The sequence below is a fragment of the Xanthomonas arboricola genome (genome assembly GCF_002940665.1).
GTDB lineage: Bacteria > Pseudomonadota > Gammaproteobacteria > Xanthomonadales > Xanthomonadaceae > Xanthomonas > Xanthomonas arboricola_B.
In genome coordinates this window covers 1,355,569-1,370,210 of sequence record NZ_MIGY01000003.1, presented here as the reverse complement: position 1 = coordinate 1,370,210, position 14,642 = coordinate 1,355,569, and the positions used below count along the sequence as shown (strand labels likewise).

Below are 14,642 nucleotides of genomic sequence, written 5' to 3'. Positions count from 1 at the left end.
AGCCGCTCCGGGGCCGATCTATCCGCAATGTTCAATTACTTTTAGGCAAAGCAACCAAGCGTTCGAGTGTCTTTATTGTTTCGAGACAGTCAGACGTTTACGTCTAAAGCCTGGTTGGTCGAGGGCGCGGTGCCCTTATCGCTTGCGGGACAAGCCGTGAATCCGTCCGTGGAGGCTCCTTGGCGGCATCCATGCCGCCAAGGGTCCCGCAATCGGCAAGGACACCGCGCCAGAGAGTTGGTCGGTGGCCGCGTGAAAAGCTACCTATCGCTCGACGTGCGTTTGACATTGCGCCGGCGCATCAGTAGCGACAATGCGCATCGCGCACTGCTCTTAACTTTGCGCACCGACCATTTCGATTGGTCCTTGCCCGCCCACCGTCGCAGGACCTTGAGCGGCATGGATGCCGCGCCAGAGCCTACAAGGACGTACTTGCGGCGTGTCCCGCGATGGTGGGCGGGCGGGCCCTGCAGCCAATCTCCAGACCAGCCGCTCTTCAACCAACGCATCCCCATCGTTCAATCATCTTTCAAGACGATCGAGATCTCGCGCTTCAGTGGTTTTTGTCAGCCGCTCTTAATCGCCAGCGCGGAATTGCGTCGGCGAGCAGCCGGCATGGCGTGCGAAGTAGCGGCTGAAGTATGCAGCGTCGAAAAATCCTAGGCTGGCGGCGATCTGCTGCACGCTCAGGCTGGTGTAGCGCAGGCTGCGGCGTGCTTCGAGCATGATCCGGCGCTGCAGTAATTGCAGCGCCGAGGCGCCGGCCAGCCGCTGGCACAACGCGTTGAGATGGCCCGGAGTCAGGCCCAGCTGCCCGGCATAGCGGGAGATCGGCCAATGCGCGCGGTAGTGCTGGTCGATCAGCGCCTGATAGCCACGGAGATGGCGTAATGCCGGGTCGGCGTACGGGCTCACCGCAGCCGCATCCTGCGCGTGCTCCAGCGCCGTGCGGGCGGTCCAGATCAACAGTTGCGCTGCGGCGGCGTGCAATGCGGCCTCGTGGCCGATGCGCCGGTATGCGTGATCGTCGGCAATGCTGGCGAACAGCGCGTCGAGCAATCCGCGTGCGTGCTGTGCCTGCAGGACCTGCGGGATGGTCAGTGCACGCTGCAACAGCGGCGCGGCACTCAACGCACTACGTACCAACGGCATGCACAAGGTGATGATGTGGCCGCGTACCTGTGGATCGAATCTGAAACCATGCACGCACAGCGGTGTCAGCCAGATCACGCGTGCGCCACGCACGCGCTGGCTGCGGCCATCCAGCTGCAGCGTCGCCGGCCCGCGTTGCACGTACAGCAGTTGCGCCAGGTCTTCGTGCCGGTGCGGAGCGATGCGCCAGTCATGCAGCCGGCTGCGTGCGGCAATCGACTCCCAGTGCAACAACTCCGGGGTGTCGGCGTGCTGCTCGCCATACAGGCCAAAGGCGGGGACCGCAGTGGCTGCGGCGTTGGCGTGCGCGCGTGTGGGCATCGTCGAAAAGTCCAAGCACTGCGCGCAATCATCCCTTCAAAGCACGTGCTTGGCTACCCACACTGGCCTGCATCCGTCGGCTGAGGCAGGAGCATTGCATGCGAACCCAGATCGCGATCATTGGCGCCGGCCCCTCCGGCCTGTTGCTGGGCGAGCTGTTGCTGCGGGCCGGTATCGATGCCGCGGTAATCGAGCGACAGACCCCGGAGCATGTGTTGGGGCGTATCCGCGCCGGCGTGCTGGAACAGGGCAGTGTGGAGCTGTTGCACCAAGCAGGCGTTGGCGCACGCGTGCAGCGCGAAGGCTTGCCGCATCACGGCTTCGAACTGTCGCTGGATGGCCGGCGGGAGCGCATCGATCTGCTGCGCGGCTGCGGGCGTAGTGTCACCGTCTACGGCCAAACCGAGGTCACCGCGGATCTGATGCAGGCCCGCGCGCGCAGCGCTGCGCCAACGTATTACAGCGCGCAGGACGTGACGCTGTGTGGAGTGGACAGCGACATGCCCGCGGTGGAATTCACCCACGATGGCCAGCGCCTGCGTATCGACTGCGACTATATCGTCGGCTGCGACGGCTTCCATGGCATCAGCCGCGCCAGCATCCCGCCGGAGCGACTGCGCCTGTTCGAGCGGGTGTATCCGTTCGGCTGGCTTGGCGTGCTTGCCGACACCCCGCCGGTCCACGACGAGTTGATCTACGCGCAGCACCCACGCGGCTTTGCCTTGTGTTCGATGCGCTCGCCGACGCGCTCGCGCTACTACGTGCAGGTACCGGCCGATGCGCAGGTACAGGCATGGAGCGATCAGGCGTTCTGGAACGAGTTGCGTGCGCGGTTGCCTGAGACGCTGGCTGCGCAACTGGTCACCGGTCCATCGATCGAAAAGAGCATCGCGCCGCTGCGTAGCTTCGTCGCCGAACCCATGCAGTACGGGCGCCTGTTCCTGGCTGGCGATGCGGCGCATATCGTGCCGCCCACCGGCGCCAAGGGCCTGAATCTGGCGCTGGCCGATGTCGGCTTGCTGGCGCAATTGTTTGAGCGCTGGAACGCGCGTGGCGACACCACGGTGCTGCAACAGTATTCGGCGCTGGCATTGCAGCGGGTGTGGAAGGCCGAACGGTTTTCATGGTGGATGACCACCTTGCTGCATACCTTTGACGACCAGGACGCGTTCACCGCACGCATTCATGCCGCAGAGCTGGATTATCTGCTGGACAGCGAGGCCGGGCGGGCCACCCTGGCCGAAAACTATGCAGGCTTGCCGTTGGTGGAGCTGCCGGATTGAGCGTAGCGATGGCCGCCGTCGAGATGCCTCGTGCGTGCGCGAGAGAAAACCGACTGCGATAGTTATCTTCTGATTACCACCAATACCGCAGGTGCCCTGGTGCACTCCAGGGCGGCTAGCGGGCGAGCGGACGCGGCCGTTAAGCTGGCGGCGACGCGTGGAAAAACCCTGTGTGCAAGGCGCGTCGTCCCCCAATCAACGGTGCACCGTGTTGGCATTCCGGCCGGCGCAGCGCCCGTCTCCATGTAAGGAATCCTCCATGAATAAGCTGTTCTCACGCGCCTTGCTGCTGGTCATGCTGGTGGCGCCGGTGGCTGCCTTCGCGCAGACCGCAGTGACTGAAAATCCCAACCACCAGAAGATGCTGCTCGGCTCCACCTGGCCCGAAACCGTCAACAAGCGGTTGGTCTACGATTTCTGGCGCATCGTATTCGAGGCTGGCCAGGTGCAGGAAGCGCCGAAATACATGGACAAGAACTACATCCAGCACAACCCGAACGTGGCGAACGGTCGCGATGCCTTCATTGCGTTCCTGACCGCATTCGTGCCGCCGACGCCGGTACAGGCACGTGTGCAGTTGCCGCTGGTGGTCATCACTGCAGATCGCGATCTGGTCACGCTGGTGTCGGTGCGCACGCTGCCGGATCCGCGTGATCCCGGCAAGACCTATACCACCACCTGGTTCGACATGTTCCGCATCGAAAAAGGCCTGATCAAGGAGCATTGGGATCCGGACACCATTGCCGGCCGCGCCAATAGCGGCGGCCAGTAATCGCTGCTGCATTGCAGGGCTGCAGCGTGCAGCCCTGCAATGCGTGATCCATGCAGCTCGTCAGCAACCATGCAAGTGGTTGGCGGAAACGACAACGCCCGCCTGATGGTGGGCGTCGTCTTTTGAGCGCAGCGGTCAGCTGATGCGGAAGCCCATCGTCGCTTCCACCGCCTGCTGCCAGCCGGCATAGAGTTGTTCGCGCTTGTCGTCGGCCATGGTCGGCTCGAAGCGGCGATCCACCGCCCACTGTTTGGCGATCTCTTCGCGGCTGCTCCAGAACCCGGTCGCCAGACCGGCCAGATAGGCGGCGCCGAGCGCGGTGGTTTCGGCCACTTCCGGGCGCAGCACCGGCACGTTGAGCATGTCGCTCTGGAACTGCGCCATGAAGTCGTTGGCGATGGCGCCACCGTCGGCGCGCAGTTCCTTCAGCTCGATACCCGAATCGGCCTGCATCGCAGTCAACACGTCGCGGGTCTGGTAGGCCATCGATTCCACCGCCGCACGCACAAAATGTTCCTTGGTGGTGCCGCGGGTCAGCCCGAACACCGCGCCGCGGATGTCGCTGCGCCAATACGGCGCACCCAGGCCGACGAAGGCCGGCACCAGATAGACCCCGTCGTTGTCGCCGGCACGTTCGGCATAGGCCTGCGAGTCGCTGGCCTTGCCAAGCATGCGCAGGCCGTCGCGCAGCCACTGCACCACCGAGCCTGCGACGAAGATCGAACCTTCCAGCGCGTATTCGACCTTGCCGTCGATGCCCCAGGCGATCGTGGTCAACAGACCGGCCTTGGACGCGACCGCCTTGTCGCCGGTATGCATCAGCGCAAAGCAGCCGGTGCCATAGGTGTTCTTGGCCATGCCCGGTTCGAAGCAGGCCTGGCCGAACAGCGCCGCCTGCTGGTCGCCGGCGATCCCGGCGATCGGCACCTGCTCGCCGTAGAAATACTGGGTCTGGGTCATGCCGTAGATTTCGCTGGACGAGCGCACCTCCGGCAGCATTTCCTTCGGCACGTCGAGCATGGCCAACAGCTCGGCGTCCCACTCCAGCGTGTGGATGTTGTACATCAGCGTGCGCGAGGCATTGGTGTAGTCGGTGACATGCACCTTGCCGCCGGTGAGATTCCAGATCAGCCAGCTGTCGATGGTGCCGAAGGCCAGTTCGCCGTTGCGCGCGCGTTCGCGGGCGCCGTCGACGTGGTCGAGGATCCACTTGACCTTGGTGCCGGAAAAATACGCATCGATCAGCAATCCGGTCTTGTCGCGCACCATCTGCTCGTGCCCGGCCTCCTTGAGCTGGGTGCAGATGTCCTTGGTCTGCCGCGATTGCCAGACGATGGCGTTGTAGATCGGCTGGCCGGTGGCCTTGTCCCACACCACCGCGGTCTCGCGCTGGTTGGTGATGCCGATACCGGCGATCGAACGCGCATCGATCTGCGCGTTGTTGAGCAGCTCGGTGATCGTGGTGTAGACGCTGGTCATGATCTCGCGCGGGTTGTGTTCCACCCAGCCCGGCTGCGGAAAGATCTGGCCGAACTCGCGCTGCGCCACGCCGGCCACCTTGCCGTTGCGATCGAACAGCATCGCGCGCGAACTGGTGGTGCCTTGATCGATCGCAAGGACGTATTGCTTTTCCATCGGAGATTCCTCGAACAATGCCGGCGCTGGCGCACGGCGAGAAAGTGGGCGGTGCACGCCGCTGCTGGAGAGGCCGATAAACCCATGGCCTGCCCGGCAGCGGGGCCGTGCTGTCAGTCGTGCAGCAGTACGATCAGCGCGGATCGAGCGGCGGTTTGCCGCCCTGCAGATGGCGCACGCGTGCCGGCAGGAACGGCAGGATCAGCCACTGGTAGGCGAGCGCGCCGATCGGGCCGCCGATCAACGGCCCGACAATGGGAATCCACCAGTAGTTGTCCTTGGCGGGCAACGCGGCCTCGCCCCAACCGGCAAGGTAGGCGAACAGGCGCGGGCCGAAGTCGCGTGCCGGATTCATCGCCCAGGCTTCCAGATAGCCCATCGACGCGCCCAGCGTCGCCACCAGCAGGCCGATCATCAGCGCGCCGGAGTTGGCGGTCGGCGCGGCTTCGTTGAATTGTTCGGTGATGGCGAAGATGCCGAAGATCAGGAACGCGGTGATGATGATCTGGTCGACCAGCGCATGCATCGGCGTCACCGCAAGGCCGGGTGCGGTGAAGAACACCCCGGCGGCGCCACCGGCTTCGCGGGTGAGTTGCTGCACCTGGTTGTAGTGGTCGATGACCGGGCCGTACAACTGGTAGACGATGGCCGCGCCCAGGAATGCACCGATCACCTGCGCGCCCCAGTAAGGCAGCACCTTCTTCCAGGAGAACCCGCGGAACAGCGCCAGCGCCAGCGTCACCGCCGGGTTGGCATGCGTGCCGGACACCGAGCCGGTGACATAGATCGCCAGCGTCACCGCCAGGCCCCAGGCGATGCACACGCCCCAATAGGCGTTCTGGTACGGGCTGGGGTCGTAGAGGACGTACATCGCCGCGACCGAATCGCCGAGCGCGATGATGATGAACATCGCCACCGCCTCGGAGATCAACTCGCCCACGAGTTGGCGGCTCATGCGCGCGTCCTCGTGCCGATGGCGATGACGCAGGCAGGGTGGTGCGACGCGCGCATTGGCGCGCAGGGGTCTTCGGTGATACTCATCAGGGTGCCCTCCACGTGACTCAGGATGATGCCGGCGAATGCGCCAGGATACGTTGCCGCGCGACCCGTCCTCGCCGGCAGCGTGGTTCGATCAGGCCGGCACGCCGTCCGCCTGCCGGACCGAGTGTGTCTGCAGATATGCCTCCAGGCGTTCGCGCCCGGCCGCGTCGATACGCAGGCCGAGTTTGCTGCGGCGCCACAGGATGTCGTCGGTGGTCACGGCCCACTCGTGGGCACGCAGGTAATCCACCTCGGCCTGATACAGGTCGGCACCGAAGTGCGTGCCCAGGGCGGCGATGTCCTGCGCCTGGCCCAGCAGCTGTTCCGCACAGGTGCCGTAGTTGCGCACCAGCCGTTGCGCGGTGGGCGCAGGCAGCCACGGGTACGCGTGGCGCACGCGCTCGAGCAGGCTGGCGATATCGCGTTGTTCGCCGCCGGGCAATGCATCGCCGCGCGCGGTCCATGCCGGCTTGCGGGCACCCAGCGCCTGGGTGAGGCGGTCGACCGCTTCTTCGGCCAGTTTGCGATAGGTGGTCAGCTTGCCGCCGAAGACGTTGAGCAACGGTGCGCCGTCGGTAAGCACTTCCAGCTGGTAATCGCGGGTGACTTCGGCGGCGTTGTCCTCGGCATCGTCGAGCAGCGGACGCACGCCGCTATAGCTCCACACCACATCGCTGGGAGCGATCTGCTGCTGGAAATACAGGTTCACCGCATCGCACAGGTACTGCACCTCGGCCGCATCGATCCTGGGCGCGGCGGGGTCGGCCTGGTAATCCACGTCGGTGGTGCCGATCAGGGTGAAGTCATGCTCGTACGGAATGGCGAACACGATGCGCCGATCCGGTTGCTGGAAGATGTACGCATGGTCGTGGTCGAACAATTTGGGCACCACGATGTGGCTGCCTTTGACCAGGCGCAGTGCGTGCGTGTGCGGCACTGCGGCGACCGTGTCCAGGAACGACACCGCCCATGGGCCGGCCGCATTGGCCAGCGCACGCGCCTGCACGGTGCGGCGGCGGCCGTCGCGGTCTTCCAGCTCGGCGTACCAGAAGCCTGCATCGCGCCAGGCACCGACGCAGCGCGTGCGCGTGTGGATCTGTGCGCCACGTCTGGCGGCGTCCATCGCATTGAGCACCACCAACCGCGCATCCTGCACCCAGGCATCGGAGTACACGAAGCCGGTGCGCAGCGATTCCTGCAGCGGCTGGCCAACCGGGTGCGTGCGCAGCGACAGCCGGCGCGAGCGCGGCAGGCTGCGCTTGCTGCCGCCGAGATGGTCATACAGGAACAGCCCGGCGCGAATCATCCAGGCCGGGCGCAGATGCGGTTGATGCGGCAGCAGGAAGCGCAGCGGCCAGATGATGTGCGGGGCCAGCCGCAGCAGCACCTCGCGCTCGGCCAGCGCCTTGCCGACCAGCGCGAACTCGTACTGCTCCAGGTAGCGCAGGCCGCCGTGGATGAGCTTGGTGCTGGCGCTGCTGGTATGCGCGGCCAGATCGTCCTGTTCGCACAGGCACACCGACAGGCCGCGCCCGGCCGCATCGCGGGCGATGCCGACCCCGTTGATGCCGCCGCCTATCACCAGAAGATCGTATGTCTCGCCCATCGGTGTCTCCGTCCGGGCGCGCCAGCAGCGAACCCAAGTTGTCATGTTCGAACATATTCGAACATCAAACCTTTTCGGGGCGTGAAGAGCCGTTAGACGTGGGAATCAAGCACTTGGGAAATAGAAGTGCCTATCGAAGCCGGCATTTCGATAGTCAAGGAGGATCATGAAAGCAGCCCGATCGACATGCCCATGCCGCAAACGCACAAAAACGAACAATTGGCTCAGCCGGCGTCGCCAGGCTCGGCCAGATGCACGCGGGTGCCGGCCTCGGCCAGCACGGCAGCCAGTTCCTGCGGTGGCGGCCGGTCGGTGAACCAGTCGTGCACCTGGGCGATCGCGCCCAGTCGCACCATGGCGTTGCGGCCGAACTTGCTGTGGTCGGCCGCCAGCAGCACCTGCCGCGAGTGTTCGATGATGGCCTGGGCCACGCGCACTTCCTGGTAGTCGAAGTCCAGCAAGGTGCCGTCCAGATCGATGCCGGAAATGCCGATCACCCCGAAGTCCACCTTGAACTGCCGGATCAGCTCCACCGTCGCCTCGCCGGTCACGCCCTGGTCGCGCCCGCGCACCACGCCACCGGCCACGATCACCTCGAAGCTGGGGTTGGCGCTGAGCATCACCGCCACGTTGAGGTTGTTGGTGATCACGCGCAGGCCGCGGTGCTGCAGCAAGGCGCGCGCGACCTCTTCGTTGGTGGTGCCCAGGTTGATGAACAACGAGGCATCGTCGGGAATGAAGCGCGCGACCCGCGCGGCGATGTGCTGCTTCTCGCGCGCCTGCAGCGCCTTGCGCGCGGTGTAGGCCAGGTTTTCCACGCTCGAGGGCATGCTGACGCCACCGTGATAGCGGCGCAGCACGCCGGCATCGCACAGCAGGGTCAGGTCGCGACGGATGGTCTGCGGCGTCACCTCGAAGCGCGTCGCCAGCCCTTCCACCTCGGCAAAGCCCTGCTGCCGCACCAATGCCACCAATTGTTCCTGGCGCGGGTTGAGTGCCGGCGCCGGGACCGTCCTGTAGTGAGTCGACTCCATGCGCAGATGATCGCGCATGCGCGTGAGGATGCAAACACGCGCTGCACGCGCGCCGGCGTGCCGATGGCTGCGCTCAGCCCAGCGCGCCGCGGTAGCCGGTATCGATGCTGATGCTGCCGCCCACCGCGCGCGAGACGCAGGCGCACAGCTTGCGGTTCTCGCGGCGCTGTTCGTCGCTGAAGAACACATCGCGGTGATCGATATCGGCCGCGCTGTCCAGCACCTCGACCGCGCACAGCCCGCATTCGCCACGCCGGCATTCGGCGATCAGCTCGACTCCGGCGGCGGCCAGCGCATCCAGCATCGATTCGTTCTCGGCCACCGGCACTTCCAGGCCGAGCCCGGGCAGCTTGACCACGAACGCCTGCGCCGGCACCCGCCCGCTGTTGCCGAAGGTTTCGAAATGCAGCCGCGCGCGCGGACGCCCGGCGCCATGCCAGTGCTGGCGCACCGCTTCGAGCATGCCGAGCGGGCCGCACACGTACACCTCGGCATTGGCCGACAGCCGCGCCAGCGCGGCGGCAAGATCCGCCGGGCCGGCGCCGTCGTCGCATTGCAGCTGCAGGCGCTCGCCGAGCAGCGCTTCCAGTTCGTCGACATAGGCCATCGCACGGCGCGTGCGCCCGGCATACAGCAGGCGAAACGCGCGGTGGCGGCGCGCCAGCCGCTGCGCCATGCCGATGATCGGGGTGATGCCGATCCCGCCGGCGATCAGCAGGATCTCCTCGCCGCCCTCGTCCAGCGCGAAGTTGTTGCTGGGCGGGGAGATCTCCACCACGTCGCCGGGCTGCAGCGTCCACATGTGCCGCGAGCCGCCGCGGCTGTCGGGCATCTGCCGTACCGCGATCTGGTAGTAGCCATCGGCACGCGGCTCGCCCACCAGCGAGTACGAGCGCACGTCGGCGCGGCCGTGCAGCTGCACGCGAAAATCCAGATGGCTGCCGACCTCGAAGCCGCGCGCCGCGGTGCCCGGGTCGAGCACGATTTCGCGCACGCCCTCGCAGGCGTCGGCAATGCTGACCACATGGGCGCGGTGCCACCGGGTGTCTTTACGCATGGGAAACTCCAGGCAGAGGGGTGGGCCGGGTGCTGCCGGCAGTGGCGGGATGGGCGCGGCCGATCAGCGCGCCGCCGCGCACCTGGGTGATCGCCGCCGGGGTCTGCAGCACGTGGCGCAGATTGCGATGGGCCAGCCGTGCGTGTTCGCGCATCAGCGCTTCGGCGCACGCGCCCTGGCGGTCTTCGATCGAGCGTGCCGCGCAGTTCGATCGCATCGTGCACCTCGCGTTCGCCGAAGGCCTGCGCCGCCTAGCCGCCGCCCGGCAGTGCGCTGGCCAGGCCCTGTTCGCACAGCCGCTGCAACGCCGTGCCACCGAGTGCGCGACATGCCCCGCCGCTGCCCCACCGCCAGCTCGGGCAAGCGCGTTCCGGCCGGCGGTGCCGTCGCGGATCAGTTCGCGTAGCGACAGCAGCGCGCGCGTGGTCTGCGCGGCACTGCTGCGAAACGGGGTGGCGGGTGACATGGACACCTCCGATGCGGTGCTCAGCCCACCATGCGCAGCGACAGTTCCTGCGCGCGCTGCTCCTGGGCGATCAGCCGATCGATCACGCGGCGCGCCCACATGCCGCCGGCATCGACGTTGAGGTTGTAGAAGGTGTGATCCGGATGCGCGTCGATGGCGCGCTGCTGCGCTTCCAGCACCGCCTCGTCCTCGCCGAACACGCCGGTGACGCCTGCACGGGTCAGCGTGGTCAGCGATTGATCGTGCAGCGCGTAGTTGCGCATGAACGCCCAGAAGTAGTGGCAGGTGGTGTCGGTTTCCGGCGTGATGGTGTTGAGTACGTAGCCGTTGACGCCCTGGCTGCGGTCGCCCTCCGGCGCACCGGTGCCGGCGATGGCCACGCCGACGTCGATGGCGATGGTGCCGGGCGCTTCGAAGCGGATGATCTGCCAGCGGTCGACTTTGCCGCGGTAGTCCAGATGGCGCGCGATCTGGCTGGCCCAGAACGGCGGTGCGTCGATGTTGCGCATCCAGCGCGACACCACCACCGAGCGGTCGCCATGCATCACCTCGAACGGCGCTTCGGCGATCTCGTCCTGGCCGATGCTGGAGCCGTGCACGAAGGTCTCGTGGGTCAGGTCCATCAGGTTGTCCAGCACCAGCCGGTAGTCGCACTTGGCATAGATGGTGCGGCCATCACCGGCCCAGGCCGGATCGTGCGCCCAGTGCAGGTCGGGAATCAGGCGGGTGTCGGCCTGCGCCGGGTCGCCCGGCCAGATCCATACATGGCGGTGCTTTTCGGCCACCGGAAAACTGCGCACGCACGCGGACGGATTGATGGTCTCCTGCGAGGGCATGTGCACGCAGCGGCCCTGGCTGTTGTAGACCAGCCCGTGATAGCCGCACACCACATCGTCGCCGCGCAGTTTGCCCATCGACAGCGGCACCAGGCGATGCCAACACGCATCTTCGAGCGCGATCACCGCCCCGGCAGTGGTGCGATAGACCACCACATCCAGGTTGCAGACCTTGCGCGGGGTCAGCGCGTGCCTGATCTCGTGGTCCCAGGCGACGGCGTACCACGCATTGAGGGGAAACAGCTGCTTGGACTGGGGCATGACGGTGTCTCCTGGGGTTTGTAGACAACCTGGGATGCGGATCGGCAGCGGTGCGCCGGCTGGCGACCAGTTGACGCGCATGCCGGCGCTGGCGTCTGCCTGCAAGTGGAGTTATGTATACACCGGAGACAATGTTGGAGCGTTGGTTGCTCGCCGAAATTGTGCGATTATCGAACTGATGAACCGATAATCGCATTGACCGGGCCGTGCAGCTGCGCCTAACGTGACCACACGCTCGCTGCGCAGGACCGAAGCAATGGCCCAGATCGTCCCCCTTTCAGAAGCGGTGTCCCAGCTGATCGCCGATGGCGACTGCGTGGCGATGGAAGGCTTCACCCATCTGATTCCGCATGCGGCCGGCCACGAGGTGATCCGCCAGCGCAAGCGCGACCTGCACCTGGTGCGCATGACCCCGGACCTGATCTACGACCAACTGATCGGCGCCGGTTGTGCATCGGCATTGCGGTTTTCCTGGGGCGGCAATCCCGGCGTCGGCTCGCTGCACCGGCTGCGCGATGCGGTCGAACATGCGTGGCCGCAGCCGCTGCAGATCCGCGAACACAGCCATGCCGACATGGCCAACGCGTACGTGGCCGGTGCCTCGGGCCTGCCGTTCGCGGTGCTGCGCGGTTATGTCGGCTCGGACCTGCCGCGCGTCAACGACAGCATCAGGTTCCTGCAATGCCCGTACACCGGCGAGACGCTGGCCACCACGCCGGCGGTCAGGCCCGATGTCACCGTCATCCATGCGCAGCAGGCCGACCGCCGCGGCAACGTGCTGCTGTGGGGCATCCTGGGCGTGCAGAAGGAAGCCGCGCTGGCGGCGCGCAAGGTGATCGTCACGGTGGAAGCGATCGTCGACACGCTGGATGCGCCGCCCAACGCCTGCATCCTGCCGCGCTGGGTGGTCGATGCGGTCTGCCACGTGCCCGGCGGTGCGGCACCGTCGTACGCGCATGGCTATTACGCCCGCGACAACCGCTTCTACCTTGCCTGGGATGCGATTGCGCGCGACCGTGCACGCTTCCAGGCCTGGATCCAGACGCACATCCTCGACACCGAGGACTTTGCTGCGTTCCAGCGCGTGTACGCGCACTCGCTGCTGCAGGTGGCCGCATGAGCGAGGTCAGCACCAACGAGATGATGACCGTGGCGGCGGCGCGTCGCCTGCCCGATGGCGCGGTGTGCTTCGTCGGCATCGGCCTGCCGTCCACCGCCGCCAACCTGGCGCGGCTGACGCATGCGCCGGATGTCACTCTGATCTACGAATCCGGCCCGATCGGCGCGCGCCCGGAGGTGCTGCCGTTGTCGATCGGCGACGGCGAACTGGCCGACACCGCCGACACCGTGGTCTCCACGCCGGAAATCTTCCGCTACTGGCTGCAGGGCGGCCGCGTGGACGTGGGTTTCCTGGGCGCGGCGCAGATCGATCGCCATGCCAACCTCAACACCACGGTGATCGGCCCGTACGACGCGCCCAGGACGCGGCTGCCCGGCGCGGGCGGTGCGCCGGAGATCGCGGCAAGCGCCAAACAGGTGTTCATCATCATTCGCCAATCCAGACGCAGCTTCGTGCCCGCGCTGGACTTCGTCACCACCGTCGGGCATCTGGACGGTGGCGATGCGCGGCAGCGTGCCGGCCTGCCCGGCGCTGGCCCCACCGTGGTCGTCACCGACCTGTGCGTGATGGAGCCCGACCCCGTGACCCGCGAACTCACCGTCACCGCCCTGCACCCCGGCAGCACCCGCGAGCAGGTGCGCGCGGCCACCGGCTGGCCGATCCGCTTCGCCGCCGATCTGGCGCAGACCACCCCACCCAGCGTTGCGGAATTGCAGGCGCTGCGCGCGCTGCAGGCACGCACCGATGCAGCGCATGGCAAGCAGGCAGCCGGAGCCGAGGCATGAGCGAGGTCTATCTGATCGATGGCATCCGCACGCCGATCGGCCGCTATGGTGGCGCCCTGGCCAGCGTGCGCGCCGACGACCTGGGCGCGCTACCGATCGCCGCGTTGATGGCACGCAATCGGCAACTGGAGCCGGCGCTGATCGACGACGTGTACCTGGGCTGCGCAAATCAGGCCGGCGAGGACAATCGCAATGTCGCGCGCATGAGTCTGTTGCTGGCGGGGCTGCCCAGTTCGGTGCCCGGCAGCACGCTCAATCGCCTGTGCGGCTCGGGGCTGGATGCGGTTGGCACGGTGGCGCGCGGCATCCGTGCCGGCGAGCTGGGGCTGGCGATCGCCGGCGGGGTCGAATCGATGACCCGCGCGCCCTGGGTCATGGGCAAGGCCGAGAGCGCGTTCGCGCGCACGCAACAGCTGGAAGACACCACGATGGGCTGGCGGTTTATCAATCCGCGCCTGCAGGACGCCTATGGCGTGGAGCTGATGGGCGAGACCGCGGAGAACGTGGCACAGCGCCATGCCATCGCGCGCGAAGACCAGGACGCGTTCGCGCTGCGCAGCCAGCAACGCGCCGCCGCCGCACAGGCGGCCGGTTTCTTCGATGCGGAAATCACCCCGGTGCCGTTGGCCGCACGCAAAGGGGGCGAGGCGACCACTGTCGATCGCGACGAGCATCCACGCCCGAACACCACCGCCGAGATGCTGGCCAAGCTCAAGCCGGTGTTCCGCCAGCCCGGCACGGTGACGGCCGGCAATGCGGCCGGTCTCAACGATGGCGCTGCCGCCTTGCTGCTGGCCTCTGCGCAGGCCGTGCACGCGCATGGACTGACCCCGCGTGCACGCGTGCTCGGCTTCGCCTCGGCCGGTGTGGAACCGGCCTACATGGGCATCGGCCCGGTGCCGGCCACGCAGCGCCTGCTGGCACGCCTGGGCCTGCGCATCGCGCAGTTCGACGCGATCGAACTCAACGAAGCCTTCGCCGCGCAGGTGCTGGCCTGCACGCGCGCGTTCGGCCTGGCCGACGATGCCGCGCATGTCAACGCCAATGGCGGCGCCATCGCGCTCGGCCATCCCCTGGGCATGAGCGGCGCGCGGCTGGCGTTGACCTTGTTGCGGCAACTGGAGGCGGGCAACGGGCGGCTTGGGCTGGCCAGCATGTGCATCGGGGTCGGGCAGGGCGTGGCGCTGGCGATCGAGCGCGTGTAGTGCGCCGATTGCAACCGCCGCTGCCAAGACCGCACACCCACGTTTTGATCCTGCCGTAGCGCAACCGA

General features: G+C 66.8%; 13 protein-coding genes. 5 read left to right on the top strand and 8 right to left on the bottom strand.

From position 1 onward, the window contains the following. Window positions 1-576: 576 nt before the first annotated feature. Window positions 577-1,473: a helix-turn-helix domain-containing protein gene (locus XarjCFBP7645_RS19700; protein WP_104538777.1), complete on the bottom strand. Its 897-nt coding sequence runs from the start codon at window positions 1,471-1,473 to the stop codon at window positions 577-579. A 98-nt stretch (window positions 1,474-1,571) separates the two neighbouring features. On the opposite strand from XarjCFBP7645_RS19700, the gene pobA reads away from it, so the two are divergent. Together pobA and XarjCFBP7645_RS19690 are read left to right on the top strand one after the other, a co-directional pair. Continuing rightward, the gene (pobA, locus tag XarjCFBP7645_RS19695; RefSeq protein ID WP_104538776.1) at window positions 1,572-2,756 is read left to right on the top strand and encodes a 4-hydroxybenzoate 3-monooxygenase; all 1,185 of its coding nucleotides are present in this window, start codon (window positions 1,572-1,574) and stop codon (window positions 2,754-2,756) included. A 259-nt stretch (window positions 2,757-3,015) separates the two neighbouring features. Then, window positions 3,016-3,528: a nuclear transport factor 2 family protein gene (locus XarjCFBP7645_RS19690; protein WP_104538775.1), complete on the top strand. Its 513-nt coding sequence runs from the start codon at window positions 3,016-3,018 to the stop codon at window positions 3,526-3,528. A gap of 135 nt (window positions 3,529-3,663) precedes the next feature. Here XarjCFBP7645_RS19690 and glpK read toward each other — a convergent pair whose 3' ends face one another. The 7 genes from glpK to XarjCFBP7645_RS19655 form a co-directional block, all read right to left on the bottom strand. Continuing rightward, window positions 3,664-5,163, bottom strand: coding sequence for a glycerol kinase GlpK (gene glpK, locus XarjCFBP7645_RS19685; protein WP_104538774.1), 1,500 nt, complete (start codon window positions 5,161-5,163; stop codon window positions 3,664-3,666). 133 nt (window positions 5,164-5,296) lie between these two features. Further along, on the bottom strand, window positions 5,297-6,118 hold the full coding sequence (locus XarjCFBP7645_RS19680) for an MIP/aquaporin family protein (protein ID WP_104538773.1): 822 nt from the start codon (window positions 6,116-6,118) through the stop codon (window positions 5,297-5,299). 177 nt (window positions 6,119-6,295) lie between these two features. Then, window positions 6,296-7,810, bottom strand: coding sequence for a glycerol-3-phosphate dehydrogenase (gene glpD / locus XarjCFBP7645_RS19675; RefSeq protein ID WP_104538772.1), 1,515 nt, complete (start codon window positions 7,808-7,810; stop codon window positions 6,296-6,298). 224 nt (window positions 7,811-8,034) lie between these two features. Next, entirely contained in the window at window positions 8,035-8,862 is an 828-nt protein-coding gene (locus XarjCFBP7645_RS19670; protein ID WP_104538771.1) for a DeoR/GlpR family DNA-binding transcription regulator, read from the bottom strand. 55 nt (window positions 8,863-8,917) lie between these two features. Then, window positions 8,918-9,901, bottom strand: a complete 984-nt coding sequence (locus XarjCFBP7645_RS19665) for a PDR/VanB family oxidoreductase (protein ID WP_104538770.1) — start codon at window positions 9,899-9,901, stop codon at window positions 8,918-8,920. Further along, on the bottom strand, window positions 9,894-10,118 hold the full coding sequence (locus XarjCFBP7645_RS22035; RefSeq protein WP_243849017.1) for a hypothetical protein: 225 nt from the start codon (window positions 10,116-10,118) through the stop codon (window positions 9,894-9,896). The genes XarjCFBP7645_RS19665 and XarjCFBP7645_RS22035 overlap by 8 nt, the downstream gene beginning before the upstream one ends. Before the next feature lie 269 nt (window positions 10,119-10,387). Then, window positions 10,388-11,464 (bottom strand): aromatic ring-hydroxylating dioxygenase subunit alpha, encoded by a 1,077-nt coding sequence (locus XarjCFBP7645_RS19655; RefSeq protein ID WP_104538769.1) that lies wholly within the window; start codon window positions 11,462-11,464, stop codon window positions 10,388-10,390. Window positions 11,465-11,720: 256 nt separating this feature from the next. Here XarjCFBP7645_RS19655 and XarjCFBP7645_RS19650 point away from each other — a divergent pair, with 256 nt between their 5' ends. The 3 genes from XarjCFBP7645_RS19650 to pcaF are packed head-to-tail and all read left to right on the top strand — an operon-like array spanning window position 11,721 to window position 14,574. Beyond that, window positions 11,721-12,584 (top strand): CoA transferase subunit A, encoded by an 864-nt coding sequence (locus XarjCFBP7645_RS19650; protein ID WP_104538768.1) that lies wholly within the window; start codon window positions 11,721-11,723, stop codon window positions 12,582-12,584. Next, window positions 12,581-13,369 (top strand): CoA-transferase subunit beta, encoded by a 789-nt coding sequence (locus tag XarjCFBP7645_RS19645; protein ID WP_104538767.1) that lies wholly within the window; start codon window positions 12,581-12,583, stop codon window positions 13,367-13,369. The genes XarjCFBP7645_RS19650 and XarjCFBP7645_RS19645 overlap by 4 nt, the downstream gene beginning before the upstream one ends. Next, window positions 13,366-14,574, top strand: a complete 1,209-nt coding sequence (pcaF, locus tag XarjCFBP7645_RS19640) for a 3-oxoadipyl-CoA thiolase (protein ID WP_104538766.1) — start codon at window positions 13,366-13,368, stop codon at window positions 14,572-14,574. The genes XarjCFBP7645_RS19645 and pcaF overlap by 4 nt, the downstream gene beginning before the upstream one ends. Window positions 14,575-14,642 lie beyond the last annotated feature (68 nt).